Annotated in this window: 11 protein-coding genes; 7 read left to right on the top strand and 4 right to left on the bottom strand. The window is 56.9% G+C overall.

The genetic code is table 11. The features are described from left to right. Window positions 1–196 precede the first annotated feature (196 nt). Window positions 197–1816: a response regulator gene (locus B5M42_RS20430; RefSeq protein ID WP_134757419.1), complete on the bottom strand. Its 1620-nt coding sequence runs from the start codon at window positions 1814–1816 to the stop codon at window positions 197–199. Continuing rightward, window positions 1794–3545, bottom strand: coding sequence for a sensor histidine kinase (locus B5M42_RS20425; RefSeq protein WP_134757421.1), 1752 nt, complete (start codon window positions 3543–3545; stop codon window positions 1794–1796). Before B5M42_RS20425 ends, B5M42_RS20430 begins: the two co-directional genes overlap by 23 nt. Window positions 3546–3710: 165 nt before the next feature. Here B5M42_RS20425 and B5M42_RS20420 point away from each other — a divergent pair, with 165 nt between their 5' ends. From B5M42_RS20420 to B5M42_RS20410, 3 genes are all read left to right on the top strand, one after another. Continuing rightward, window positions 3711–5468 (top strand): extracellular solute-binding protein, encoded by a 1758-nt coding sequence (locus B5M42_RS20420; protein ID WP_134757423.1) that lies wholly within the window; start codon window positions 3711–3713, stop codon window positions 5466–5468. Window positions 5469–5829: 361 nt separating this feature from the next. After that, window positions 5830–10008, top strand: a complete 4179-nt coding sequence (locus B5M42_RS20415) for a discoidin domain-containing protein (protein WP_230633063.1) — start codon at window positions 5830–5832, stop codon at window positions 10006–10008. 528 nt (window positions 10009–10536) lie between these two features. Continuing rightward, on the top strand, window positions 10537–13323 hold the full coding sequence (locus B5M42_RS20410) for a galactose-binding domain-containing protein (RefSeq protein ID WP_230633062.1): 2787 nt from the start codon (window positions 10537–10539) through the stop codon (window positions 13321–13323). Between the two features lie 318 nt (window positions 13324–13641). On the opposite strand, the gene B5M42_RS20405 is transcribed toward B5M42_RS20410, so the two are convergent. Continuing rightward, window positions 13642–14292: a TetR/AcrR family transcriptional regulator gene (locus B5M42_RS20405; RefSeq protein WP_134753583.1), complete on the bottom strand. Its 651-nt coding sequence runs from the start codon at window positions 14290–14292 to the stop codon at window positions 13642–13644. 194 nt (window positions 14293–14486) lie between these two features. On the opposite strand from B5M42_RS20405, the gene B5M42_RS20400 reads away from it, so the two are divergent. After that, on the top strand, window positions 14487–15989 hold the full coding sequence (locus tag B5M42_RS20400) for a DHA2 family efflux MFS transporter permease subunit (RefSeq protein WP_134753581.1): 1503 nt from the start codon (window positions 14487–14489) through the stop codon (window positions 15987–15989). A gap of 303 nt (window positions 15990–16292) precedes the next feature. Here B5M42_RS20400 and B5M42_RS20395 read toward each other — a convergent pair whose 3' ends face one another. After that, entirely contained in the window at window positions 16293–16925 is a 633-nt protein-coding gene (locus B5M42_RS20395) for a hypothetical protein (protein ID WP_134753579.1), read from the bottom strand. Between the two features lie 576 nt (window positions 16926–17501). Between B5M42_RS20395 and B5M42_RS20390 the strand changes: the two genes are divergently transcribed. The 3 genes from B5M42_RS20390 to B5M42_RS20380 all read left to right on the top strand — a co-directional run bounded on the left by B5M42_RS20390 (window position 17502) and on the right by B5M42_RS20380 (window position 21545). Next, window positions 17502–18569 (top strand): CotH kinase family protein, encoded by a 1068-nt coding sequence (locus B5M42_RS20390; protein WP_230633060.1) that lies wholly within the window; start codon window positions 17502–17504, stop codon window positions 18567–18569. Between the two features lie 403 nt (window positions 18570–18972). Beyond that, window positions 18973–20547 carry an RICIN domain-containing protein gene (locus B5M42_RS20385; RefSeq protein WP_230633058.1) on the top strand — a complete coding sequence of 525 codons (1575 nt, stop codon included), beginning with the start codon at window positions 18973–18975 and terminating at the stop codon, window positions 20545–20547. Between the two features lie 200 nt (window positions 20548–20747). Continuing rightward, window positions 20748–21545: a hypothetical protein gene (locus B5M42_RS20380; RefSeq protein ID WP_134753577.1), complete on the top strand. Its 798-nt coding sequence runs from the start codon at window positions 20748–20750 to the stop codon at window positions 21543–21545. Window positions 21546–21670 lie beyond the last annotated feature (125 nt).

The raw sequence follows: 21670 nt of genomic DNA, 5'->3' as shown, positions 1-21670 counted from the left end.
TTTTTTTATTACTTTTTACTTACGAACTGAAAACCCGCCGCTACGCAGCGCCGGCGCCCACAAGGGCGTTCGGCGAGCTGTGCAAGCTGACGGGTTTTTTGACGTTCGCGAAGCGCGACGCAGAAGGGGAGCATGGGCACAGGCGGCGCTTGCGTGCACGCGACGGGCATCCGCTTGGCGGCCGCTGTCCGGCCCCTCACACCCGATTCCGGTACTCTTGCGGCGTGACGCCAAAATGTTTTTTGAAAATCTGGATGAAATAGCTGGGCTTCTGGTAGCCGAGCCGGGCGGCGATGTCGTAAATTTTTTCGTTCGTTTGCGTCAGCCATTCCGCGCCTTTGTCCATGCGCATGCGGAACATGTAATCGCCGATCCCTTCGCCGGTTTCGGTTTTGTAGATTTTGGACAAATAGGACGGGTTCAAAAATACATGCGCCGAGATCGTATGCAGCGTCGCGGTGTCGAGGTTGGCTTGGATGTAGTCCTGCACCTGCTTGATAATCGATGTGCGCGAATCCTGCTCCTCGACGTGGATCGCTTTCTTGCAGCGCTCCAGCATGCGGCCGGTCCATTCGCGCAGCTCGTCAAGGCTGGCTCCGAGCCGGCCGGGACCAAAGGTGTAAAACTCGTCGCCGTACATATCGAAGAGACTGAGCTTGTTTTTTTGGCTCAAGGCAGTGAGCGCAGCGGCGATTTGGAAATAAGCCTCCAGCACATGGTCCGGCGAATGATATTGCGGATCGGCCAGCTCGCGGAAAATATCCGCCACCTTCGTTTCAACGTCGGCCCACTGACCGATCTCCAGCAGCGTGGCGAGCGTCGGCTGGCGGTACAGCTCCTGCAGCGGCGTCATCTGCGGCCGGCTTGGCTCCTTGGTCAGCGACACGAACAGCTCGGTATCGCTGCCGATGAAGTGGCGGAAGTTGGCGATCGACGATTGATACAAGGGCAGCAGGTCGTCGGGGAAACGGCCGCTTTTGCTGACGAGCATCGAAATGCCGGTTTTCAGATAGGCTTTAACGGTATGCTGCAGCTGAATGGAGCGCTGCTCCACCCAGTCGTTGAGCTCGGCGGGACTTGCGCCCGGCATTTTGGCGTGCAGGAGGCAGACGGTCAAGCCGTGGCTGTCCTTGCAGTGCCAGATGTCGAAGACGTCGCCGAAAATCTCCGCTGTAATATTGGCGAGCGCGTAATCAAGCAGCACCTCGTTTTCCGAGCCGTTGGCCGGCGTCTCGGCATGATCGACGCGCAGGAGCAGCATCGAGAACGGGTCGTTGTCGCAGAGCGGCACCTCGTACATGCTCAGCTTCTGATTCAGCTGGGCGGCGTGCAGCGGCTGCTTGCCGGTGAGCAGGTCGAGCAGCAAATATTCGCGCAGCTTGGGCAACTGCTCGCGCAATGAATACAGCGCGCGCTGGAACGAGCTGATCTCGCGCCATTCGCGGTCGAGATCGTCGAGTGCCCGCTGCACGGCGGCGAGCAGGTCCTCGTCGGCGACCGGCTTGAGCAGGTAGTCGCTGGATTGCAGCTGCACGGCCATCTGGGCGTATTCGAAATCGGCGTAGCCCGACAGCAGGATGCAGCGGGTGCGCTTGCCGCTTTTGCGGATTTCGCCGATCAGCTCCAGACCCGACATGCCCGGCATCCGGATATCGGTGACGACGACGTCGATGGAATGCAAGCTGAGCAGCTCCAGCGCCTCCTGCGCCGAATACGCCGTATGGACGGCTTCGATGCCAAGCGTGCTCCACGGCAGCATGTGGGCCAAATCGTCGGCCAGCACGGAGTTGTCATCAATGATCATTAGCTGACGCATGCGCGTCCCCTCCTTCCCGAATCGGCCATACCAGCTCGACAACGACGCCGCCGCCCTCGCGGTGCGACAGCCGCAGGCCGGATCCGGCGCCGAACTGCAGCAGCATGCGCTGATGCGTGTTCCACAGCGCGCAGCCCATATCCTCGGTCAGCGCAACGGCGAGCTGGCGGCGCAGCTGCACCAGCTTCTCCTCGCTGAGCCCGCAGCCGTCATCGGCTACAGCGATCACGTACATGTCGCCGCGCCGCTCGCCGCTGACGCGCACGGTGCCGACACCGAGCGGCTCGATGCCGTGCACGACAGCGTTTTCGACGAGCGGCTGCAGAATCAGCCGCGGCAGCTCGAGCTGCTGCATATTCTCCGGCACGTCGATCTCGAAGTGCAGGTCCTGCACGTTCATCCGCTGGATCGCCAAATAGCTGTGGACCAGCTCCAACTCCTCGCGCAGCACGGCGGTTTCCCGCTCGGAGCGGGTCGTGTAGCGGTAATATTTGCTCAAATGCAAGGTGAGCTGCATGACCGCTTCCCGGTCGCCCAGACGCGTCAAGCTGCGGATCAGCGTAAAGCAGTTGTACAGAAAATGCGGATTGATCTGCGATTGCAGCTGCTTGAGGTTGGCATCGCGCGAGCGGATGGATTCCAGCAGCACGTTCTGGATCAGCTCTTCGATACGAACGGCCATGTCATTAAAGCTGACCAGCAGAAAGTGAAATTCATTGCTCGGGTGAAACACCCGCACCTGCGGGTATTCGCCTTTCTTGAGCCCGCGCACGCCGCGGATCAGCTCGCGCAGCGGCTTTTGCAGATTCGTGTATAAAAAATAAGCGGCGGCGACGCTGCCGATCAGCAGGAAGGTAATCGAGCCGTAAAACAACCGGCCGTTGTTCGTGATCGGCTGCACGACGGCGTCCATTGGAATGTAGTCGAGCAGATAAAAGCCCAGCGTCGGCAGCCAGACGCAGCTGACCGCATAATCGGCGCCGGCCAGCCGGATGCGCGCCACGCGTTCGTTCGCCAGCGAGCCGAGCGACGCGCCGGCGACAAGCTGCCGCTGCAGCTCCGCATCGCCGCCGCTCCCGGCAATCGTAATGCCGTTGCTGTTGATCAGGAACGGGTGGCCCTTGCCGCCGGCATTAAAGCTGTCCAGCGATTTGACCAGCTCGCGCGTGGAAAAGCTCAGCTCGACAACCAGTCCGGCCTTGTCCAGCGGCGCTTCGTACGGGTCGGTGATGACGCGGACCATCCGCGGCTGATTGCGGAAATAGGCGGCCTGCTGCGTCGTATATTTCCAGGCGTGCGATAGATTGGCCGCGACGGCGATCGGATCGTAATGCAGCTGCGAGTCGTTCGTGGTAATGAACATTTCGGTGGCCGGGGCGTAGATGCTGATGGTCGTGTCCCAGGTCGAAGCGGCGTTGAGCAGGCGCAGCTTTTCCTCGATGCGCTTGAGCTCGGTCGTCTGCTCGTACAGACTGGCCATCTCAATATATTCCAGCGAGCGGATATTGATATCCTGGCTGATCAGCAGCCCGGTTTTGACGATTGATGAAGCGGTTTCATCCAGCTTGGAGGCAAAAAAAGCCAAGTCCTTGTAGTTCGATTTTTCGACCTCGGTGCGAACCACCTCCAGGCTGGTGCGGGTCGAATACCCGTACAGCAGGACGATCGGAATGAGCAAAACAAGGATGAGCGCAAAAATCCGCGTAAACGTATTGATGCGAAGCTTCATAGCCTGGCCGCCCCCCGAAAAAACCGATTGCTATAATTACTAACATGGATCGGAACATCTGTCAATCAGCGGCGGGCGTGCTTCCGAAGCGGTGTTGTTTCGGTGAATTTTCGTTGTGCAGGCGGCTGAAAAGTCACTATAATAGACGTATAAGGGGGGACGGACATGGACCAATCGTTGAAAACGGGCACGCGTCTCGCAGCGGCCGCAACGCTACTGCTTGCCTTGACCGCTTGCACCGGCAGCGGCTCTCCGCCGGCAGGCCATGCCGGCGACGCGGCAACGGACGCCGATTCCCGAAGCAAAGCTGCAGCCTCGGCAGCCGTGGACGCGACCGGCTGGAACGGCGAGAAGTATGTCGAGCCGATTACGCTTACGACGGTCAAGGGCGTTGGGAATAACTTTTTTTTCAAGCAGGGCGAAACGATGGAAGACAACGTGCTGAGCCGTTACGTCAAGGATCGGCTGGGCATCGACGTACGCTACAACTGGATCGTGACCGACACGAACAATGCCTACTCGACCAAGCTGCGGCTGATGCTGAGCTCCGGCGAGCCGGTGCCGGACGTCGTCGTCTGGCGCGGCGACGCCGATACGCTGAACGCGCTGATCGATTCCGGCCGCTTCATGGACGTTACCGGGCTGTTCGATCGCTACGCCTCCGATGTGTACAAGCAAGGGACCGAGTTGATCGACGATACGTTCCTTCCGGTGACGCGCGGCGGAAAGAAATGGGCGCTGCCGATTCTTGATTACGCTTACAATGATGATATGGTGCTGTGGCTGCGCCAGGATTGGATGGACAAGCTGCATCTGGAGGGGCCCAAGACGCTGGCCGATTTCGAGCAGGTAATGGACGCTTTCGTACACCGCGACCCGGACGGCAACGGCGTGCCCGATACGCTGGGCGTTGCGCTGGGCTTCAAGAACGCTTACCTGAACTGGATGACCGACGTCAGTTGGGTGTTCGGCGCGTTTGGCACCATTCCCGGCCAATGGAACAAAAGCGCGGACGGCACGCTCGCCTACGGCTCGATCCAGCCCGGTGCCAAACAGGCGCTTGCTGTGCTCAAGAGCTGGATGGACAAGGGCTATATCGCCGAGGATTCCGCGCTGCGCGACGAGACATCCGGCATCGAGCTGTTCACGAGCGGCCGGGCGGGAGCAGTAGTGAGCCGCAACTGGCTGCCGGACTGGCCGTTTAATCAATTGCTGGAGAGCAACCCGAACGCCCGCTATAAGCCGTATCCGATTCCCAAGGGGCCGGATGGACGGGCCGGGACGCAAGGGGGCAATCCCGGTGTGAACGGCTGGATTCTGATCAATAAAGAGGCGAAGCATCCGGAAGCGATTTTGCGCTATTATAACTTTTTCTTCGAGCATTGGGCCAATCCGCAGGTCGGCAGCGAATTTGAAAACGGCTTTGCCGAGGGCTACGACTGGGCGCGGCTGCCGAACGGGGAAATTACACACGATCCGCAAAAATACCCCGAGCTGTTTCCCGGCTATGCCGACCGCTCGCATCTGGTCGAGCCGATTTATTACTCGCTGACCTACGAGGGCGCGCGCATCCCGTCGCTCTACGTCAACACGATGGCCAAGCTGGCAGCCGGCGGCAAGCCGGAAACGCCTTACGAGAAGATGACCGCGGCTGTGCGCAAGCCGGAGAACATCGAGGCGATGAACATTATTTTGGAGCAAAAGGAGATTCGGCTGCAAAATTATTTCCGCGGCCCGCTGACGGAAACGATGGCGCTCAAAAACGAGCTGCTGAACAAGCTGGTGAACGAAACATATACGAAAATCATTTACGGTCAAGCCGATCTGGATGAGTTCGACCGGATGGTCGGGAACTGGCGCAAGTTCGGCGGCGACCAAGTGACCAAGGAGGTCAATGCCTGGTATCGGGCGACCTTCCAATAATGAGCAGGGGAGCGTCCGCTTGTTGGAAGCGATTACGCTTCCTTTTTTTTGCCCAAAAACGCTTGAATTTTCTGGAAAAAGACGATTTGTACAAATTCGGGATGAAAAATAACCAAGGTTCGCGACAATTGAAAAACCGCGGTAACCAAAAGCATAACAAATTAGCATCCAGCACAAGATGTTGGTATTTCAATCAGCGCGCCGCGATTTTATAGTTCATATATGGACGTTTTTATCGTTCGAATGACAGCTGAAGGAGGGCAAACGAATCAGAGAACGGACAAGCCTTTCGGCAGGTTTCCCCGGCGGGGGGCCGGAAGTGCGAGGGGTCAGAGCAAAATTTTGGGAGGTCATGAATAAGATGAAAGTGAAAAAACTCGTATCCGTCTTGTACGCATCGGTACTCGTCGCCAGCATGCTGCCGTTTGCAAGCGTTTCCTACGCGGCCGGGCCGGCTACGCCGTCAGGTTTAAGCGTATCCTGTGCAACAAATGCTTGTAATCTCAACTGGTCGGCCGTCTCCGGCGCAACCGGCTATAACGTATACCGCTCAACAACCAGCGGAGGCACTTATACAAAAGTAAACGCTTCCCCGATCGGCACGAACAGCAACAGCGACGGTGGCTTGACAGCAGCTACGACGTTCTACTACAAGGTATCCGCAGTGAACTCGGGCGGCGAGTCGGCGCAATCGGCTGCAAGCTCGGGCACGACGCAAGTCAACCTCGGACCGAACGTATACGTAGTCGATCCGTCGATGTCCACGGCATCCATCCAAAGCACAGCCGATTCGATCTATGCGCAGCAAGAAACGAATCAGTTTGGCACGCAGCGCTATGCAATGCTGTTCAAGCCGGGCAACTACAACAACCTGAACATCAAGGTCGGCTTTTACACAACGATTGCCGGTCTGGGTCAAAACCCGGACAACGTCAACATCACGGGCGGCGTTAACGCCGATGCCAAGTGGATGAACGCCAACGCGACGCTGAACTTCTGGCGCTCCATTGAGAACTTTGCCGTGACGCCGACGATTGCCAGCACGTCGCAGGTGCCGGTGGGCACGATGCAGTGGGCGGTATCGCAGGCCGCGCCAATGCGCCGCGTACACGTCAAAGGCAGCTTGTACCTGTTTGACTTCGATCCGGGCTGGAACGCCGGCTGGGGCAGCGGCGGCTACATGGCCGACAACGTGGTCGACAGCTGGATTCTCCCGGCTTCGCAGCAACAGTGGTTCAACCGCAACAACCAATACACCGAATGGAAAAACGGCGTATGGAACATGGTGTTCGTCGGCGACACGAATCCGCCGGCCGGCACGTTCCCGACGCAGCCGTACACGGTTGTTGACAAAACGCCGGTATTGCGCGAGAAGCCTTATCTGTATATCGATAATGCAGGTCAATACAATGTATTCGTGCCAAGCGTGCAAAACGACACGAAAGGCGCAAGCTGGGCAAGCGGCTCCACGCCGGGTCAATCGATTTCGATCAACCAGTTCTATATTGCCGATCCGGCGACTTCGACGGCTGCCAGCATCAATGCCGCGCTGAGCCAAGGCAAGAACCTGTTGTTCACACCGGGCATCTACCACCTGAACGATACAATCCGAGTGACCAACGCGAACACAGTTGTCCTCGGTCTCGGTTTTGCCACACTCGTACCGGATACAGGACTGGCTGCCCTGACAGTAGCCGACGTAGACGGCGTCAAGGTAGCGGGCTTGCTGTTTGAAGCCGGTGCAGTTAATTCTCCGGTATTGATGGAAGTAGGTCCGACAGGCAGCTCGCAAAACCATGCAGCCAACCCGACCTCCCTTTACGATCTGTTCTTCGGCGTAGGCGGCTTTGCGGCAGGTTCGGCTGATGTCGCGCTGAAAATCAACAGCAACAACGTGATTGGCGACGACTTCTGGATCTGGCGTGCCGACCACGGCGCAGGCGCAGGCTGGACAACCAATGCCAGCAAAAACGGTCTTATTGTCAACGGCGCTAACGTGACGATGTACGGTCTGTTTAACGAGCATCATGAGGAATATCAAACGCTGTGGAACGGCAACGGCGGCCGACTCTACTTCTATCAGTCGGAAATTCCTTACGACGTGCCGAATCAAGCGGCATGGATGAGCAAGGGCGGCACGGAAAACGGCTATCCTTCCTATAAAGTAGCCGACAATGTTTCGACGCACGAAGCATGGGGACTGGGCGTATACTCCTTCTTCCGCGACGCTGCGGTCAAGCTGCAAAACGCAATTGAAGTTCCTGATGTGCAAGGGGTCAAAATTCACCACATGACAACTGTTTGGCTGGCCGGTACGCAAGGCAGCGAAATCTCTCACGTCATTAACAATATCGGTAATCCGGTAACGGCGAACTCGCCAACCTCGGCAATGGTGCAAACGGTGTCCGAGTTCCAGGGCTCCGGCACAGGCGACACACAAGCGCCAAGCACACCAAGCGGCCTGACAGCAACAGCAACATCGAGCAGTCAAATTAATCTGAGCTGGACAGCTTCGACCGATAATGTCGGCGTAACCGGCTACGATATTTACCGTGGCGGCACGCTGATCGGTTCCAGCACAACAACGTCTTACAGCGACACGGGCCTGACGGCTTCGACAGCTTACAGCTACACGGTCAAAGCGAAGGACGCAGCAGGCAACGTATCGGCAGCCAGCGGCGCAGCAAGCGCAACGACGCAAGCTGGCGGCGGCGGTGGCGGCACGTACACAGCGCTGTCCCGCACGGGCTGGACGGCGACATCCAATCCGACAAGCGGCGACGCACCGGCCAACCTGCTCGACAACAACATGTCGACGCGCTGGAGCACGGGCGCAACGATGACGAACGGTCAATACTTCGTGGTTGATATGAAATCGGCGCAAAGCTTCAACCGCGTCGTGATGGATTCCACGAATGCAGCAAACGACTATGCCCGCGGTTATCAAGTATTTGTGTCGAATGACGGCACGAACTGGGGCAGCGCAGTCGCCAGCGGCACAGGCAGCACAGCTGTGATCACGGTTGACTTCGCCGCTCAATCGGCACGTTACATTAAAGTCGTGCAAACCGGCACCGCTTCGAGCTGGTGGTCGATCAACGAATTTAATGTATACTCCAACGGCGGAGGAGGCGGTGGTGGCGATACGCAAGCGCCAAGCACGCCAAGCGGCCTGACAGCAACAGCAACATCGAGCAGCCAAATTAATCTGAGCTGGACAGCTTCGACCGATAATGTCGGCGTAACCGGCTACGATATTTACCGTGGCGGCACGCTGGTTGGTTCCAGCACCACAACGTCCTACAGCGACACGGGTCTGACGGCTTCGACCGCTTACAGCTACACAGTCAAAGCGAAGGACGCAGCAGGCAATGTATCGGCAGCCAGCAGCGCAGCGAGCGCAACAACGCAAGCTGGCGGCGGCGGTGGCGGCACGTACACGGCGCTGTCCCGCACGGGCTGGACGGCGACGTCCAATCCGACAAGCGGCGACGTTCCGGCCAACCTGCTGGATGGCAGCCTGACGACGCGCTGGAGCACCGGCGCAACGATGGCGAACGGTCAATACTTCGTGGTTGATATGAAGTCGGCGCAAAGCTTCAACCGCGTCGTGATGGATTCCACGAATGCAGCAAACGATTATGCCCGCGGTTATCAAGTGTTTGTGTCGAATGATGGCACGAACTGGGGCAGCGCAGTTGCCAGCGGCACAGGCAGCACGGCTGTAATTACGGTTGACTTCGCCGCTCAATCGGCACGTTACATTAAAGTCGTGCAAACCGGCACCGCTTCGAGCTGGTGGTCGATCAACGAATTTAATGTATACTCCAACGGCGGCGGAGGCGGTGGTGGCGACACGCAAGCGCCAAGCACGCCAAGCGGCTTGACAGCCACAGCAACATCGAGCAGCCAAATTAATCTGAGCTGGACAGCTTCGACCGATAATGTCGGCGTAACCGGCTACGATATTTACCGTGGCGGCACGCTGGTTGGTTCCAGCACCACAACGTCCTACAGCGACACGGGCCTGACGGCTTCGACCGCTTACAGCTACACAGTCAAAGCGAAGGACGCAGCAGGCAACGTATCGGCAGCCAGCAGCGCAGCGAGCGCAACAACGCAAGCCGGCGGCGGTGGCGGCACGTACACGGCGCTGTCCCGCACGGGCTGGACGGCGACGTCCAACCCGACGAGCGGCGACGTTCCGGCGAACCTGCTGGACGGCAGCCTGACGACGCGCTGGAGCACCGGCGCAGCGATGGCGAACGGCCAATACTTCATCGTCGATATGCAGTCGGCCAAAACATTCCGCCGCATCGTAATGGATTCGACGAACGCAGCTGGCGACTACGCCCGCGGCTACCAAGTATTCGTGTCGAGCGACGGCACGAACTGGGGCACGGCTGTAGCCAGCGGCACAGGCAGCGCGGCTGTGATTACGGTTGACTTCTCCAGCCAATCGGCGCGCTACGTCAAAGTGGTGCAAACCGGCACCGCTTCGAGCTGGTGGTCGATCAACGAATTTAACGTGTATAACTAAAAACCAAAAGAATCGGCAGCATGCTTATCTGCATAGCAAGGGCCGGAGCGATCAGCTCCGGTCTTTTTTTGTATCTTTCCGCTTGTATGCGCAGTGGGTTCACATAGTCCTGCTTCCATTGCGTTCCGCCAATTGCTTAATTTTGCACATGAATGAAATAATATCGAACATCGAAGCATGATAGCGTTTCCATTATAATGTAGCACAGGAAGAGGGAAACGCTGTAGCCGCTTGGCCCAGCATGGCGAAGCAGCTGCCCGGCAGTTCGTGCGGCAGGCAGAAGCCGTCTGATTGATGGAACCATCAACAGGCGGCTTTTTTACAACATGCCACGAAAGAAACGGGCGGGACGCTTCCGCGCTTCATGGCACATTGTTTGGTAATCGATTTCATTTTGAGATCAGGCAAAGGAGGTGAAGCGAGACAAGGCAAAGCGGTTGAGCGGCGTCGAGCCGACAGCGGGAAGGAGCGGATGCGGCGACAGGTAATCGGATTTAAAAAATAAACCAAATATGGGAGGTTCATAGAATGGCACGAGCAGTAATGATGAAAAAAAATCCGCTTTTGATCTGCTTGCTGGCGTTAGTTATGTTGGTAGGACAGTTCGCTTGGACGCCGGACACGGCCAGCGCAGCGACGAATCTGGCGCTGGGTAAGCCGATGACAGCCAGCGGCCATGCCGACGTTTACGGCGAAGGCAACATGACCGACGGCAACACCGGGACGTATTGGGAAAGTGTGAACAACGCATTCCCGCAATGGGCGCGCGTGGACTTGGGCAGCGCGAGCAGCGTTAATCAAGTGGTGCTGAAGCTGCCGAGCGGCTGGGGCACGAGAACGCAAACGCTGTCGGTGCAAGGCAGCACCAACGATTCCACGTACACAACGCTGGCAGGCTCGGCCGGATATACGTTTGACCCGGCGAACGGCAACACGGTGACGATCAATTTCACCGCAGCCAGCGTGCGTTATGTGAAAATCAATGTGACCGCCAACACAGGCTGGCCGGCGGGCCAATTGTCGGAGCTGGAGGTGTACGGCACTTCAAGCCCAACGCCTACACCAACACCAACGCCAACGCCGACTCCGACACCAACAGCCACACCAACGCCAACGCCAAGCTCGGGCCCAACGGGCGTCATTCCGGGTAAAATCGAAGCCGAAGCGTGGACAGCGATGAGCGGCGTGCAGACCGAGACGACGTCTGACACCGGCGGCGGTTTGAACGTAGGCTGGATCGATAGCGGCGACTGGATGGATTATGGCGTGAATGTACAAACGGCCGGCGCGTACACGGTTGATTTCCGCGTCGCTTCGCCGAACGGCGGTCAGCAGCTGCAATTGAAAACCGGCGGCGGTACCGTGCTGGCGACCGTGAACGTGCCGAACACGGGCGGCTGGCAAAGCTGGGCGACAGCCAGCGTTACGGTAAACCTGAGCGCAGGGGCGCAAACGCTGCGCGTGGCGGCGGTGACGACGGGCTTCAACGTTAACTGGCTGAATTTTACGAAACAAACGGCCACACCAACACCAACGGCGACCCCGACCCCTACGCCAACCCCGACACCAACGTCGACGCCAACACCAACGCCAACGCCAACACCAACACCAACGGCGACGCCAACACCAACGCCAACCCCAACCTCGACGCCAACGTCGACACCGGGCACCACCAATCTGGCGCTGAATAAATCGGTAACGGAAAACGGCCATACGCAAATCTACGTAGCGGCCAATGTTACGGACGGCAACCAGGGTACTTATTGGGAGGGCGTTGCTAACGCCTATCCGAACTGGATTCGCGTCGACCTTGGCGGCACAAGCAGTGTCAGCAAGGTTGTGCTGAAGCTGCCGACAGGCTGGGGCTCGCGGACGCAAACGCTGTCTGTCCAGGGCAGCACAGACGACGCCAGCTATACGACGCTGGTCAACGCAGCGGCCTACACGTTTAATCCGAGCGCCAACACCGTGACGATTACGTTTGCCGCAGCGAATGCCCGCTATGTAAAAATTAACTTTACCGCAAACAGCGGCGCTACCGGCGGTCAGGTATCGGAGCTGGAGGTATATGGCAGCGCGGTTGCTACCCCGACCCCGACGCCAACGCCAAGCGCGACACCAACGCCGACACCGGGTACGCTCGACACGAACATTAAAGGCAAAACCATCGCCGGCTACCAAGGCTGGTTCGCCGCTCAAGGCGACGGCTCTCCGGTCAACCGCTGGGTACACTGGAGTCCGGGCGTAACGCCGTCCCCAGGCCACATTTCCTTTGAGCTCTACCCGGATACAAGAGAATATACAACGACTTACCAAACCGGCTTTGCCAACCTCGGCAACGGCCAGCCGTCGAAGCTGTTCTCCTCGTACAATGCACAAACCGTCAACACGCATTTCAAATGGATGAAAGACTACAACATCGACGGCGCGGCCGTACAACGCTTCGGTACCGATATCCAAGACGCGAACTCCAAAGCGCTGCGCGACGCCGTTGCCTTGAACGTCAAAAACGCCGCTGAAGCAAACGGCCGTATCTTCTACACGATGTACGACGTTTCCGGCATGGGCTCGAACTTCGTTTCCGTCATCCAAAATGACTGGACCAATACGATCGTCGGCTCGCTGCACCTGACTTCTTCGCCGAACTATGCGACACAGGACGGCAAAAAGGTCGTCTGCATCTGGGGTATTGGCTTCACAGGCAACAAGCCGGGTACGCCGCAAGAGTGGCTGACGCTGATCAACTGGTTCAAAAACCAAGGCTACTACGTCATTGGCGGCTTGCCAACCAACTGGCTTAGCGGCACGAACGACTCGCAACAAGGCTTCATCGACGTTTACAAAAGCTTGAACATGATCTCGCCGTGGAGTGTAGGACGCTTCAAATACGACGTCGAAGTCGACAACTTCAAAACGAACTACCTGATCCCGGACCTCAATTTCTGTAACGCCAACGGCATTGATTATCAGCCGGTCGTATTCCCGGGCTTTGCTTGGTCGAACTGGAACGGCGGCGACCGCAACATGATTCCGCGGAACCAGGGCAAATTCTTCTGGAGACAGGTATACAACGTGAAAAGCTCGGGCATCTCCAACATGTATATCGCGATGTTCGACGAGTACGATGAAGGTACGGCCATTGCCAAAGCCGCTGAGGACAGCTCGATGATTCCAACGAATCAATACTTCCTCACGCTCGACGCTGACGGCGTACATCTGTCGTCCGACTTCTATCTCCGTCTTGCCGGTGCGGCTAATCAAATGCTCAAGGGCCAAGCGCCATTGACGCTGACGGTGCCAATCCCGAATCAATAGAACAGTGCAATCATTATTTTGTTTCAAAAAAAGGAGAGCCTGCGGCCATGCCGCGGGCTCTCTTTTTTTTGCGGCATCCTGCATCGCTTTGGCATACGCCAAACAGCAGAACCGGCTTCAAGCTGCGCGGCATCGTCGGGCCGTTCCCGAGCAGCGCTACTTGGCGGCGCTTTATCGTGCGGCTGTGGGGTAGCCGCAGACGCTGGATTGCTGCGCAGTACGGCCGGCACCGCGCTCCGGGAATCGTGCGCGGCGCTGCCCGCAGTCTTTTGACCGGCTTCATACAGCCGTGCCGGCTTGCGGCTTCGCAGCAAGCTGCTACAGCCCGCGCACGAACAGCCGGCAAATGCCTTCGGCGAAGCGCTCTTTATCATAGCCGAGCACCTCGCGGTGATACATATATTGCTCGGGGCTAAGCGCCGCCAGCAGCGTATTGACCGTCAGCTTCACATCAACAGGCCGGATGTCGCCTGCAGCAATCGCTTCGTTCATCAGCGTCGCCGCGAAATGGTGCAGCTTGACAAAAATCGGCTTGTCGTGCAAATGCATTTTTTTCTTCCCGTTATATTGGCTGTAGATCGCGGACAAAAGCGGCGCTTTGTCGTCGATGAACGCTACGATGCGTACAATCAGATTGGCCAGTCGTTCGATCGCCGGCGCGTGCGGGGCTTCTTCCGCCAATGCGGCTTCGAGCGAAGCCATAAATTGCTCCGATGTGGTGCGCAGCAAATCCGAGCACACCTCGCCGATATGCGCATATCGGCGATAGAGCGTTCCTTGACCGACGCCGGCTTCTTGGGCAATCTGATACATATTTACGTTTTCAATGCCATGCTCGGCGAACAAGCGAAGCGCCGTATCGAGAATGCACCGGCGGTACTGCCAATCACGCTCCTCGCGCCGGCTGCAGGGCGTATCCTGATCAACGGGCGGCTGCAAAGAGTCGGAAGGGGGCGTCGGGCGGTTCATGGTAAGTCCTCCTTGGCAAGCAGTGGTTAGGATTGACAAAAGAAACGATTGACATTGCGGACAATTGTCCGTAATATGAGTTTACGGACAATTGTCCGATTACAGTATACCATGTTCCGGACGCTTTTGCTCGTCTTGTGTAGAAAAAAACGGGCGCAGGCATGTTCGGATCAGAAGTGAGGGGGAAAACAGCAATGAATCAAGCAGCAGCAGGCGGAAGCGAACAGCCTTTCCGCATTTCCAGTATCATGGTGCCGCTGATCGCCATTATTTCCGGCGTTTTCATGGTTATTCTCGATTCGACGGCGATGAACGTCGCGTTATCGAAGCTGGTTGTCGACTTCAATACGGCACTGCCGACGCTGCAATGGACCGTGACAGGCTACATGCTGGCAACGGCAGCGGTCATTCCGCTGGCCGGTTGGTTGTCCGACCGCTTTGGCGCGAAGAACGTCTTTTTAACCTCCGTCGTTTTGTTTACGATAGCGTCCTTACTGTGCGGCATCTCGACCGGTACGGAAATGCTCATCACGTTCCGCGTCCTCCAAGGTCTCGGCGGCGGCTTCGTGATGCCGGTTGCGATGGCGTATGTGTTCCGTTTAAGCCCGCCGCACAAGATCGGTCAGGTCATGGGCATGCTCGGCGTGCCGATTTTGTTCGCTCCGGCCATTGGTCCGGTGCTTTCCGGCTGGCTTGTGGAGTATCACTCGTGGCATTGGATCTTCCTGATCAACCTGCCGGTCGGCATTTTCTCCCTGTTGTTCGGGCTATGGAAGCTGCCCAAGGTCGGCCGCAAGCAAGTCGCAGGCTTTGACCTGCCCGGCATGCTGCTCGGGCCGCTGGCATTTGCTGCGCTGTCGTACGGCATTACGCAGGGCGCCGAGGGCTGGGGCACAGGCAAAACGATCGGCGGCATCGTCATTGGCGCGATTGCGCTCATCGCCTTTATTATCGTCGAATTGAAAGCGAAAATTCCACTGCTGGAGCTGCGTGTATTCCGTTCCGTCGACTTCTCGTTCGCCATCGTGGTGCAGTGGGTCGTACAGTTCTCGCTGTTCGGCGCGATTTTCCTGCTGCCGCAGTTTCTTCAGCAGGCTCGCGGCTTCGGCGCTTTTGACACCGGGATGACCTTATTCCCGCAGGCGCTTGCTTCGGCGGCGATTATGCCGATTGGCGGCTATTTATTTGACAAAATCGGCGTACGCTGGCTCGTTGTGATCGGGCTCAGCCTCGTCTCGGGCGCGATTTTCCAATATTCGCACGTCAGCGCTACAACCGAAAGCCATGATTTGTTGCTGCCGCTCATTATGGCCGGCGCAGGTATGGGCCTGATGATGATGCCGCTCAACTCGCATCTGATCAAGAAAGCGCCGCAGGACCTCGTCAGCCGCGTGACTTCGCTGACCAGCGCTATGCAGCAGGTCATCAACTCGTTTGCTGTGGCGACGATGGTCACGATTTTGTCCTCGCGTATTACCACGCTGGTAGCAGAAGGTAATATTCCGGTGAAAAGTCAGGCCGATCTGCCTAAAGCGATGCTTGCCGTCGCGCCTCAGGCGTTTGGCTATACGTTTGGCGTCATGTTATTTGTTTCGTTGACCGGGGCCGTACTGGGCTTATTCCTCCGTCGCGGTAGCAAGCAGGAGGTTGAAGGCGCAGCCGGCAGCAAGGAAATGGGTCTCGAAGCGCTGCATTAAAGGAACAAGTCGCTGCAATCCGGTTCGTTTATTGGGGCTGTCCCAAAGCCATTTTGTGACTTTTCATCCCCCACTGAAGTCCGGTTTTCAAGCAAAGCTAAAACCTCCAACCCCACTTACATCGTGGTTTTGGAGGTTTTTTCGTTCTGTTTGTGGGACTGACTTATCCGAATGCCCCTTTTCGGACAGCCCTATCCATTCCGAGCTGCGATTCGTTCCCGGCGTGCGGGCTTATCGCTGCGTGACGACACCCTCCGGCCCTTCTGCCGAGCGAGCAAACCGCTGCGCACGATCCTAGACGGGCTATCGGCGGCGCGGGAACGGGTCCCAGCCGCCGCTTGGCTTGGCAGCGTTCAACGTCCCCGAACGTCGGCTGCCGGTTGTGCGATGGTGGCAGGAGTTGCTTTTGCGCGGGCACTCCTTGCCGCTGTGCCGATGGCCGCTCGTCCGGTGTCCGCCGCTTCCGCTGTGCCAAGGCAGCGTGACACTGCGAATTTCGGCAATCGGAATGTCGACATGCGAGCCGTTCGTGTGCACGACCACCGTCGTTGGCGTCACCTCGGTGATTACGCCGTTGACGTAGGCGGTGCCACCGCGATGAATGTGGACCTGCCGTCCGCGCAGCAGCACGAGCAAATCGTGAAAGCATGGTGCGAGCGGAATCGGCCGCCGCCCCTGCGAGCCGATGCCTCCGCCTTGCGAGCCCATGCCGCGGCTGCCCCGCGAGGCGTGTCCAGAGGTCCGCCGCACGATGACGGTGATGCTCTGAATATGAACAGTCGGCACATACACAATGCCGTGATGGTTCAGGACGACCAAATAGTCCGATGCGACGAAATAAAGATGTCCTTCTACGACCTCTGCATTGTCGAGGTGAATCCGTACCATTTTCCCCCGAAAGCAATCGAATTGGCCTAGCGACGAAGGATAACCCATAAATGCCATCCCCTCATTTCCCCTTCCCGTGAAAATAAAATTCGGCAGCTAAGGAACGAAGCGATGCGCCGCGAACTGCTCCGCCGCTGCAGGCGGTTTCTCTCACTTGCGCGATCGTTTCTTTTCTCGTAAAGCTGCTTGTATACAAGTTACGTAGCATCTTATGCGTCGCGGAAACACGTTGTCCTAGCCATCTATCGATATGTGCGGCAAATTCCATGTTTATACCAGATTTCATCTACAAGTCGCTAGAAGTCCGGTGAAAAATCAGTGTCCTCCGGTCGATAGCGGTTTCCACTCGCTGTTGTAGCCGGATTTTTCGATGGAATGACCTCGTTTGGGGTGAAAATCCGTCTTCAAAGGCGACCGCTGACGCTGTTCCAACTCGCTATCGACTCTCCGGCCACTTGTTCACTGCACTTCCAGGAACGCGCCCGTTGGACGCCTCTATATTCGCGGCAGTACGCGCCGAGGCGAAGTGATCTTTGTAAAAGCTGTCTGCATACGCTAGAGCATAAGGCTCCATCTCCGACCGGCCGCCGTGCGGGGATAAGGCGGAGCCGTACAGGCGGGAGAGTGAACGAGTTGAAGGTGCCCACCAGGGTGATTCAAATGGAGCGCTCCGAAGCGGAGCGTTTGAGCAGCAGCGGCCGCAGGTCGCAGGATCAATTTGTCAAAGCGACGCTGACGGCCGGAGCCATCAAGCAGCACATTGTCATGGGCTATCGGGGCGGACATACCCGCTACTATCCCAAGAAATCGTATGAAATCCGCATCGGCAACCGCACGATCCATTACAATGCCGAGTACGACGATCCTTCGATGCTGCGCAATGCGCTGAGCTTTCAATTTTTCGAAAAGCTGGGCGTGCCCAGTCCCCGCACGCGGCATGTGCGGCTGGTCCTCAACGGCGTGCCGTTGGGGCTTTATGTCGAAATCGAAGGCGTGGACCGCTCGTTTTTTTCCAAACGCCGCGTGCAGGCCAGATCGCTGCTGTATGCAGTGAGCAACAAAGCCAACTTCCGCCTTTACGACAACGACGGCGAAGCCAAGCGTATGCTTTCTTCCGGCTACGAGGTGGTGATCGGCACATCCAAAGAGCTGACCCAGATTGCCCGGTTCGTGCGCAGCGTGCACACCCTCAAGCAATCGGCGTTGCTGGCTTATTTGAAGTCCCATTTGAATATTCCCCAATATTTGCGCTGGCTGGCCGGAGCGGTCTGCACCGGGAATTACGACGGCTTCGATCAGAACTATGCGCTGTACCGGACCGCAGGCAGCTTGAGATACCACATCAGCCCGTGGGATTATGAGGGGACGTGGGGCCGCAACTGCTACGGCGAGCTTGACGGCAGTGATATCGTGCGGATTACCGGCTATAACGGCTTGACGGAAAAGCTGCTGGCGTTTCCCGTTATTCGGCGCGAGTACCGCCGCGTGCTGACGCATACGCTGAACCACAGCTTTACGCTGCGCGAGCTGGAGCCGTTGATCAGCAGGCTTCATGCCGCGCTGCTTCCGGAGCTGTCGGCAGACGAGACGAGGAAGCATTCGCCATTTGTCGTCGCCGGCGACAAGGAGGTTTTTTTGCGGTATATACGCGAACGCAGAGCCTACTTGCTGGAAAAGCTGACCACGCTTTAGCGGGAAGCAGCCGACGCCGCGGCGTTTTCAGCATGCAAAAATCCGGAGAAAGGCGGCGATTTTCTTCGCACCAGGGAGGGGGATGGGTTTGAAAGCCGCGTACAGCCGGACCGCGCTCCGGGAGTCGCGCGTGATGCGGAATCCTGCGGAGTTTTGGCAGGCATCCCTATACCCAGAATTCGAAAAATGGGTTATGATGGTAAAAGGCAGATCAGATTGGCGTTTGCAGGCGAAGCTGAGCTGATCGCATGCCTTTTTCATAAAATGTAATCGATTTCAAAAGAGAGGTGGGAAAATGAAGACGGCTTGATCGGGCGGTTAAACAGCATGAATCCAACAAAATGATAGCGTTACCATTTCGGGACATCGCTCCCGCATTTCAATCTATTGGAGGTTTATGAGGATGAAACAAGTTCGATTATCGACAGGAAATGCGTTTTTCTTATGGCTGCTCGCTGTAGCGCTGCTGCTGGCGCCGTTGGCCTTGCTGCCTGCCGCGGTAACAGCAGCCGGCACGGTTAGCCTGCCGGGCAAGGTGGAAGCCGAGGAGTGGTCGGCCATGAGCGGCGTGCAGACGGAAGCGACCAGCGATACCGGCGGCGGCTCGAACGTCGGCTGGATCGACGCCGGAGACTGGATGGACTATTCCGTGAATGTAACGGCGGCCGGAACGTATAAAGCCGATTTGCGCGTGGCATCGCCCAACAGCGGACAGCAGCTGCAATTGCGCAACAGCAGCGGCACGGTGCTCGGTACGGCCAATGTGCCGAATACGGGCGGCTGGCAAAGCTGGTCGACAGTCAGCGTCAACGTTTCTTTAAGTGCCGGCACGCAAACGCTGCGCGTCTACGCGGTGACGACCGGCTTGAACTTGAACTGGCTGAGCTTCAGCTCGCAGTCCGGCTCAATCGTATCCGGGGGCACCTACAAGCTGATCAATCCGAACAGCGGCAAAGCGCTGGACGTGGCCGGCGGGGGGACAGCGGACGGCACGAACGTGCAGATTTGGACTGATAACGGCTCGGCGGCTCAGCAATGGCAGACGAATCGCAACAGCGACGGCACATATACGCTGATCAACGCAGGCAGCGGCAAAGCGCTGGATGTGGCCGCAGCCGGCACAGCCGACGGCTCCAACGTGCAAATTTATACGAGCAACGGGACCGGCGCGCAGAAATGGTCGATTAACAGCAACGGCGACGGCACCTACCTGCTGCTCAATCAAAACGCCGGCAAAGCGCTCGATGTCGTCAGCGCCGGTACAGCCGACGGTACGAATGTGCAAATTTGGGGCAATACCGCCACCACGGCCCGCAAATGGCAGCTCGTGCAAGTGAGCGTAACGTCGCCTCCAAGCGGCTTTATTGTCAGTGAAGCGCAATTTAATCAGATGTTCCCGAGCCGCAATTCTTTCTATACCTATTCCGGCCTGCTGGCTGCGCTGGGCGCTTATCCCGGCTTTACCACAACCGGCAGCACCACGATTCAAAAACAGGAAGCCGCCGCCTTCCTCGCCAACGTTGCCCATGAAACCGGCAGTTTGCAGTATATCGTCGAGCTGAATACAGCCAACTATCCCTATTACTGCGCATCGAGCAGCCAATATCCGTGCGCGTCGGGCAAGCAATACTACGGCCGCGGACCGCTGCAGCTGAGCTGGAACTATAACTACGGCGCAGCCGGGGCGGCGCTCGGACTGCCGCTGCTGTCCAACCCCGATCTCGTGGCCCAGGATTCATCGGTTGCCTGGAAAACGGCGCTCTGGTTCTGGAACACGCAAACCGGCGCAGGCACCATGACTGCGCATAACGCGATGGTCAATTCCGCCGGCTTCGGCGAAACGATCCGCACGATCAACGGCGCACTGGAGTGCAACGGCAGCAACCAGGCGCAAATGCAAGCGCGGATCAACTACTACAACAGCTTCACGTCGATTCTCGGCGTATCGGCAGGCACGCATTTGGCTTGTTATCCTTGATGGAGGCGTCATGTCAGCAATGAGCAACCGAACGCAGGGATAACTTCAAGCACTCTTACGGGACGTAAACCGCGACCGTTCTCCGATAACAGGGAGGACGGTCGTTTGGCATTTTCCATTGGATACTTCGCTTTTGCATAATACAAGGAAATTCAGACAATCCTAAAAATAAAATTTTTCTTACGGATTTTGAGGCGATCATGGACATTCTGGACGCATCCCCAAGAGCGTTTCTCTATGATACCGTAGCGAAATCGCGACATGAATTGGCATTTTTTCGCCACGGTTATAGAATGCCGCAAGCTTTTACCGGAGACGATGTTATTATTGTATCGCAAACGATTTTGGACGAATTGAAATTTAATGAAGACACAGGGCGATATCGTGAGTTTCTTCGGCAGTTTCCCCGCATTATCGTCATTGACGAACGTTCTATTATTCGTTATTTTTATGAACTCTATACCCCCAAGCAACGAGCGCAAAATCATTATAAAAATTGTACAATCCGTTCATTCCAAACGATTCAAGATTTGGCGCATTCGCTGCGGCAAACCGAGCCCGGGGATATCGAGAAGAAAGCCTTTGATTTGTACCTCACCTACTTTGCAGAGGGAAAAAACAAAGGTGAATATTCGTTGCTCTGGTTATCCGTCATGCTGAGGGAAATTTTCCCCAACCTTTCCATTACGTTCATTGGACTGGATCGAGATTTGTATCATCTTGTCGATAACACTTATTTTCGCTATCACGATCTGGGTTCAGAGATCAGGAGCCGCCACAACGTGCAAATATTAAGCGATGACTCGATGCTGCAAGCTCTGTTAAGAAGAGGCGAACCGATCGATGCCCTCGTTGATGCATATAGAGATGAAAACAGAAAAGTTTTGTATAAAGAGATCAGTCATGGAATTACGGCATCTACGATCACAGAAAGTTCGTTCAACAATTCGCTTTTTTTAAATGAACTGAAGCAGGGCAGGATCGAAGTTATCTACTAGAGTCTGATAGAGAGTCGTCATTCTGAAAAGAGATGACGATTTTTTATTTTGTACAGCACCCACCTGAAATCCATACAAATTTTACTTAAAAAAGCCCCCTAAAAATTTCCGCCTGAAACATGTAA

It is taken from the genome of Paenibacillus athensensis (assembly GCF_004514475.2).
In the GTDB taxonomy this organism is placed as follows: domain Bacteria; phylum Bacillota; class Bacilli; order Paenibacillales; family NBRC-103111; genus Paenibacillus_AL; species Paenibacillus_AL athensensis.
Note: the sequence above shows the minus strand (reverse complement) of the source record. Positions and strands in the feature narration are given on the sequence as shown.

Excerpts from the sequence above, each read along its gene's own strand:
- B5M42_RS20430 (WP_134757419.1), bottom strand. The coding sequence starts at position 1,816 with ATGCGTCAGCTAATGATCATTGATGACAACTCCGTGCTGGCCGACGAT.
- B5M42_RS20425 (WP_134757421.1), bottom strand. The coding sequence starts at position 3,545 with ATGAAGCTTCGCATCAATACGTTTACGCGGATTTTTGCGCTCATCCTT.
- B5M42_RS20420 (WP_134757423.1), top strand. The coding sequence starts at position 3,711 with ATGGACCAATCGTTGAAAACGGGCACGCGTCTCGCAGCGGCCGCAACG.
- B5M42_RS20415 (WP_230633063.1), top strand. The coding sequence starts at position 5,830 with ATGAAAGTGAAAAAACTCGTATCCGTCTTGTACGCATCGGTACTCGTC.
- B5M42_RS20410 (WP_230633062.1), top strand. The coding sequence starts at position 10,537 with ATGGCACGAGCAGTAATGATGAAAAAAAATCCGCTTTTGATCTGCTTG.
- B5M42_RS20405 (WP_134753583.1), bottom strand. The coding sequence starts at position 14,292 with ATGAACCGCCCGACGCCCCCTTCCGACTCTTTGCAGCCGCCCGTTGAT.
- B5M42_RS20400 (WP_134753581.1), top strand. The coding sequence starts at position 14,487 with ATGAATCAAGCAGCAGCAGGCGGAAGCGAACAGCCTTTCCGCATTTCC.
- B5M42_RS20395 (WP_134753579.1), bottom strand. The coding sequence starts at position 16,925 with ATGGGTTATCCTTCGTCGCTAGGCCAATTCGATTGCTTTCGGGGGAAA.
- B5M42_RS20385 (WP_230633058.1), top strand. The coding sequence starts at position 18,973 with ATGAAACAAGTTCGATTATCGACAGGAAATGCGTTTTTCTTATGGCTG.
- B5M42_RS20380 (WP_134753577.1), top strand. The coding sequence starts at position 20,748 with ATGGACATTCTGGACGCATCCCCAAGAGCGTTTCTCTATGATACCGTA.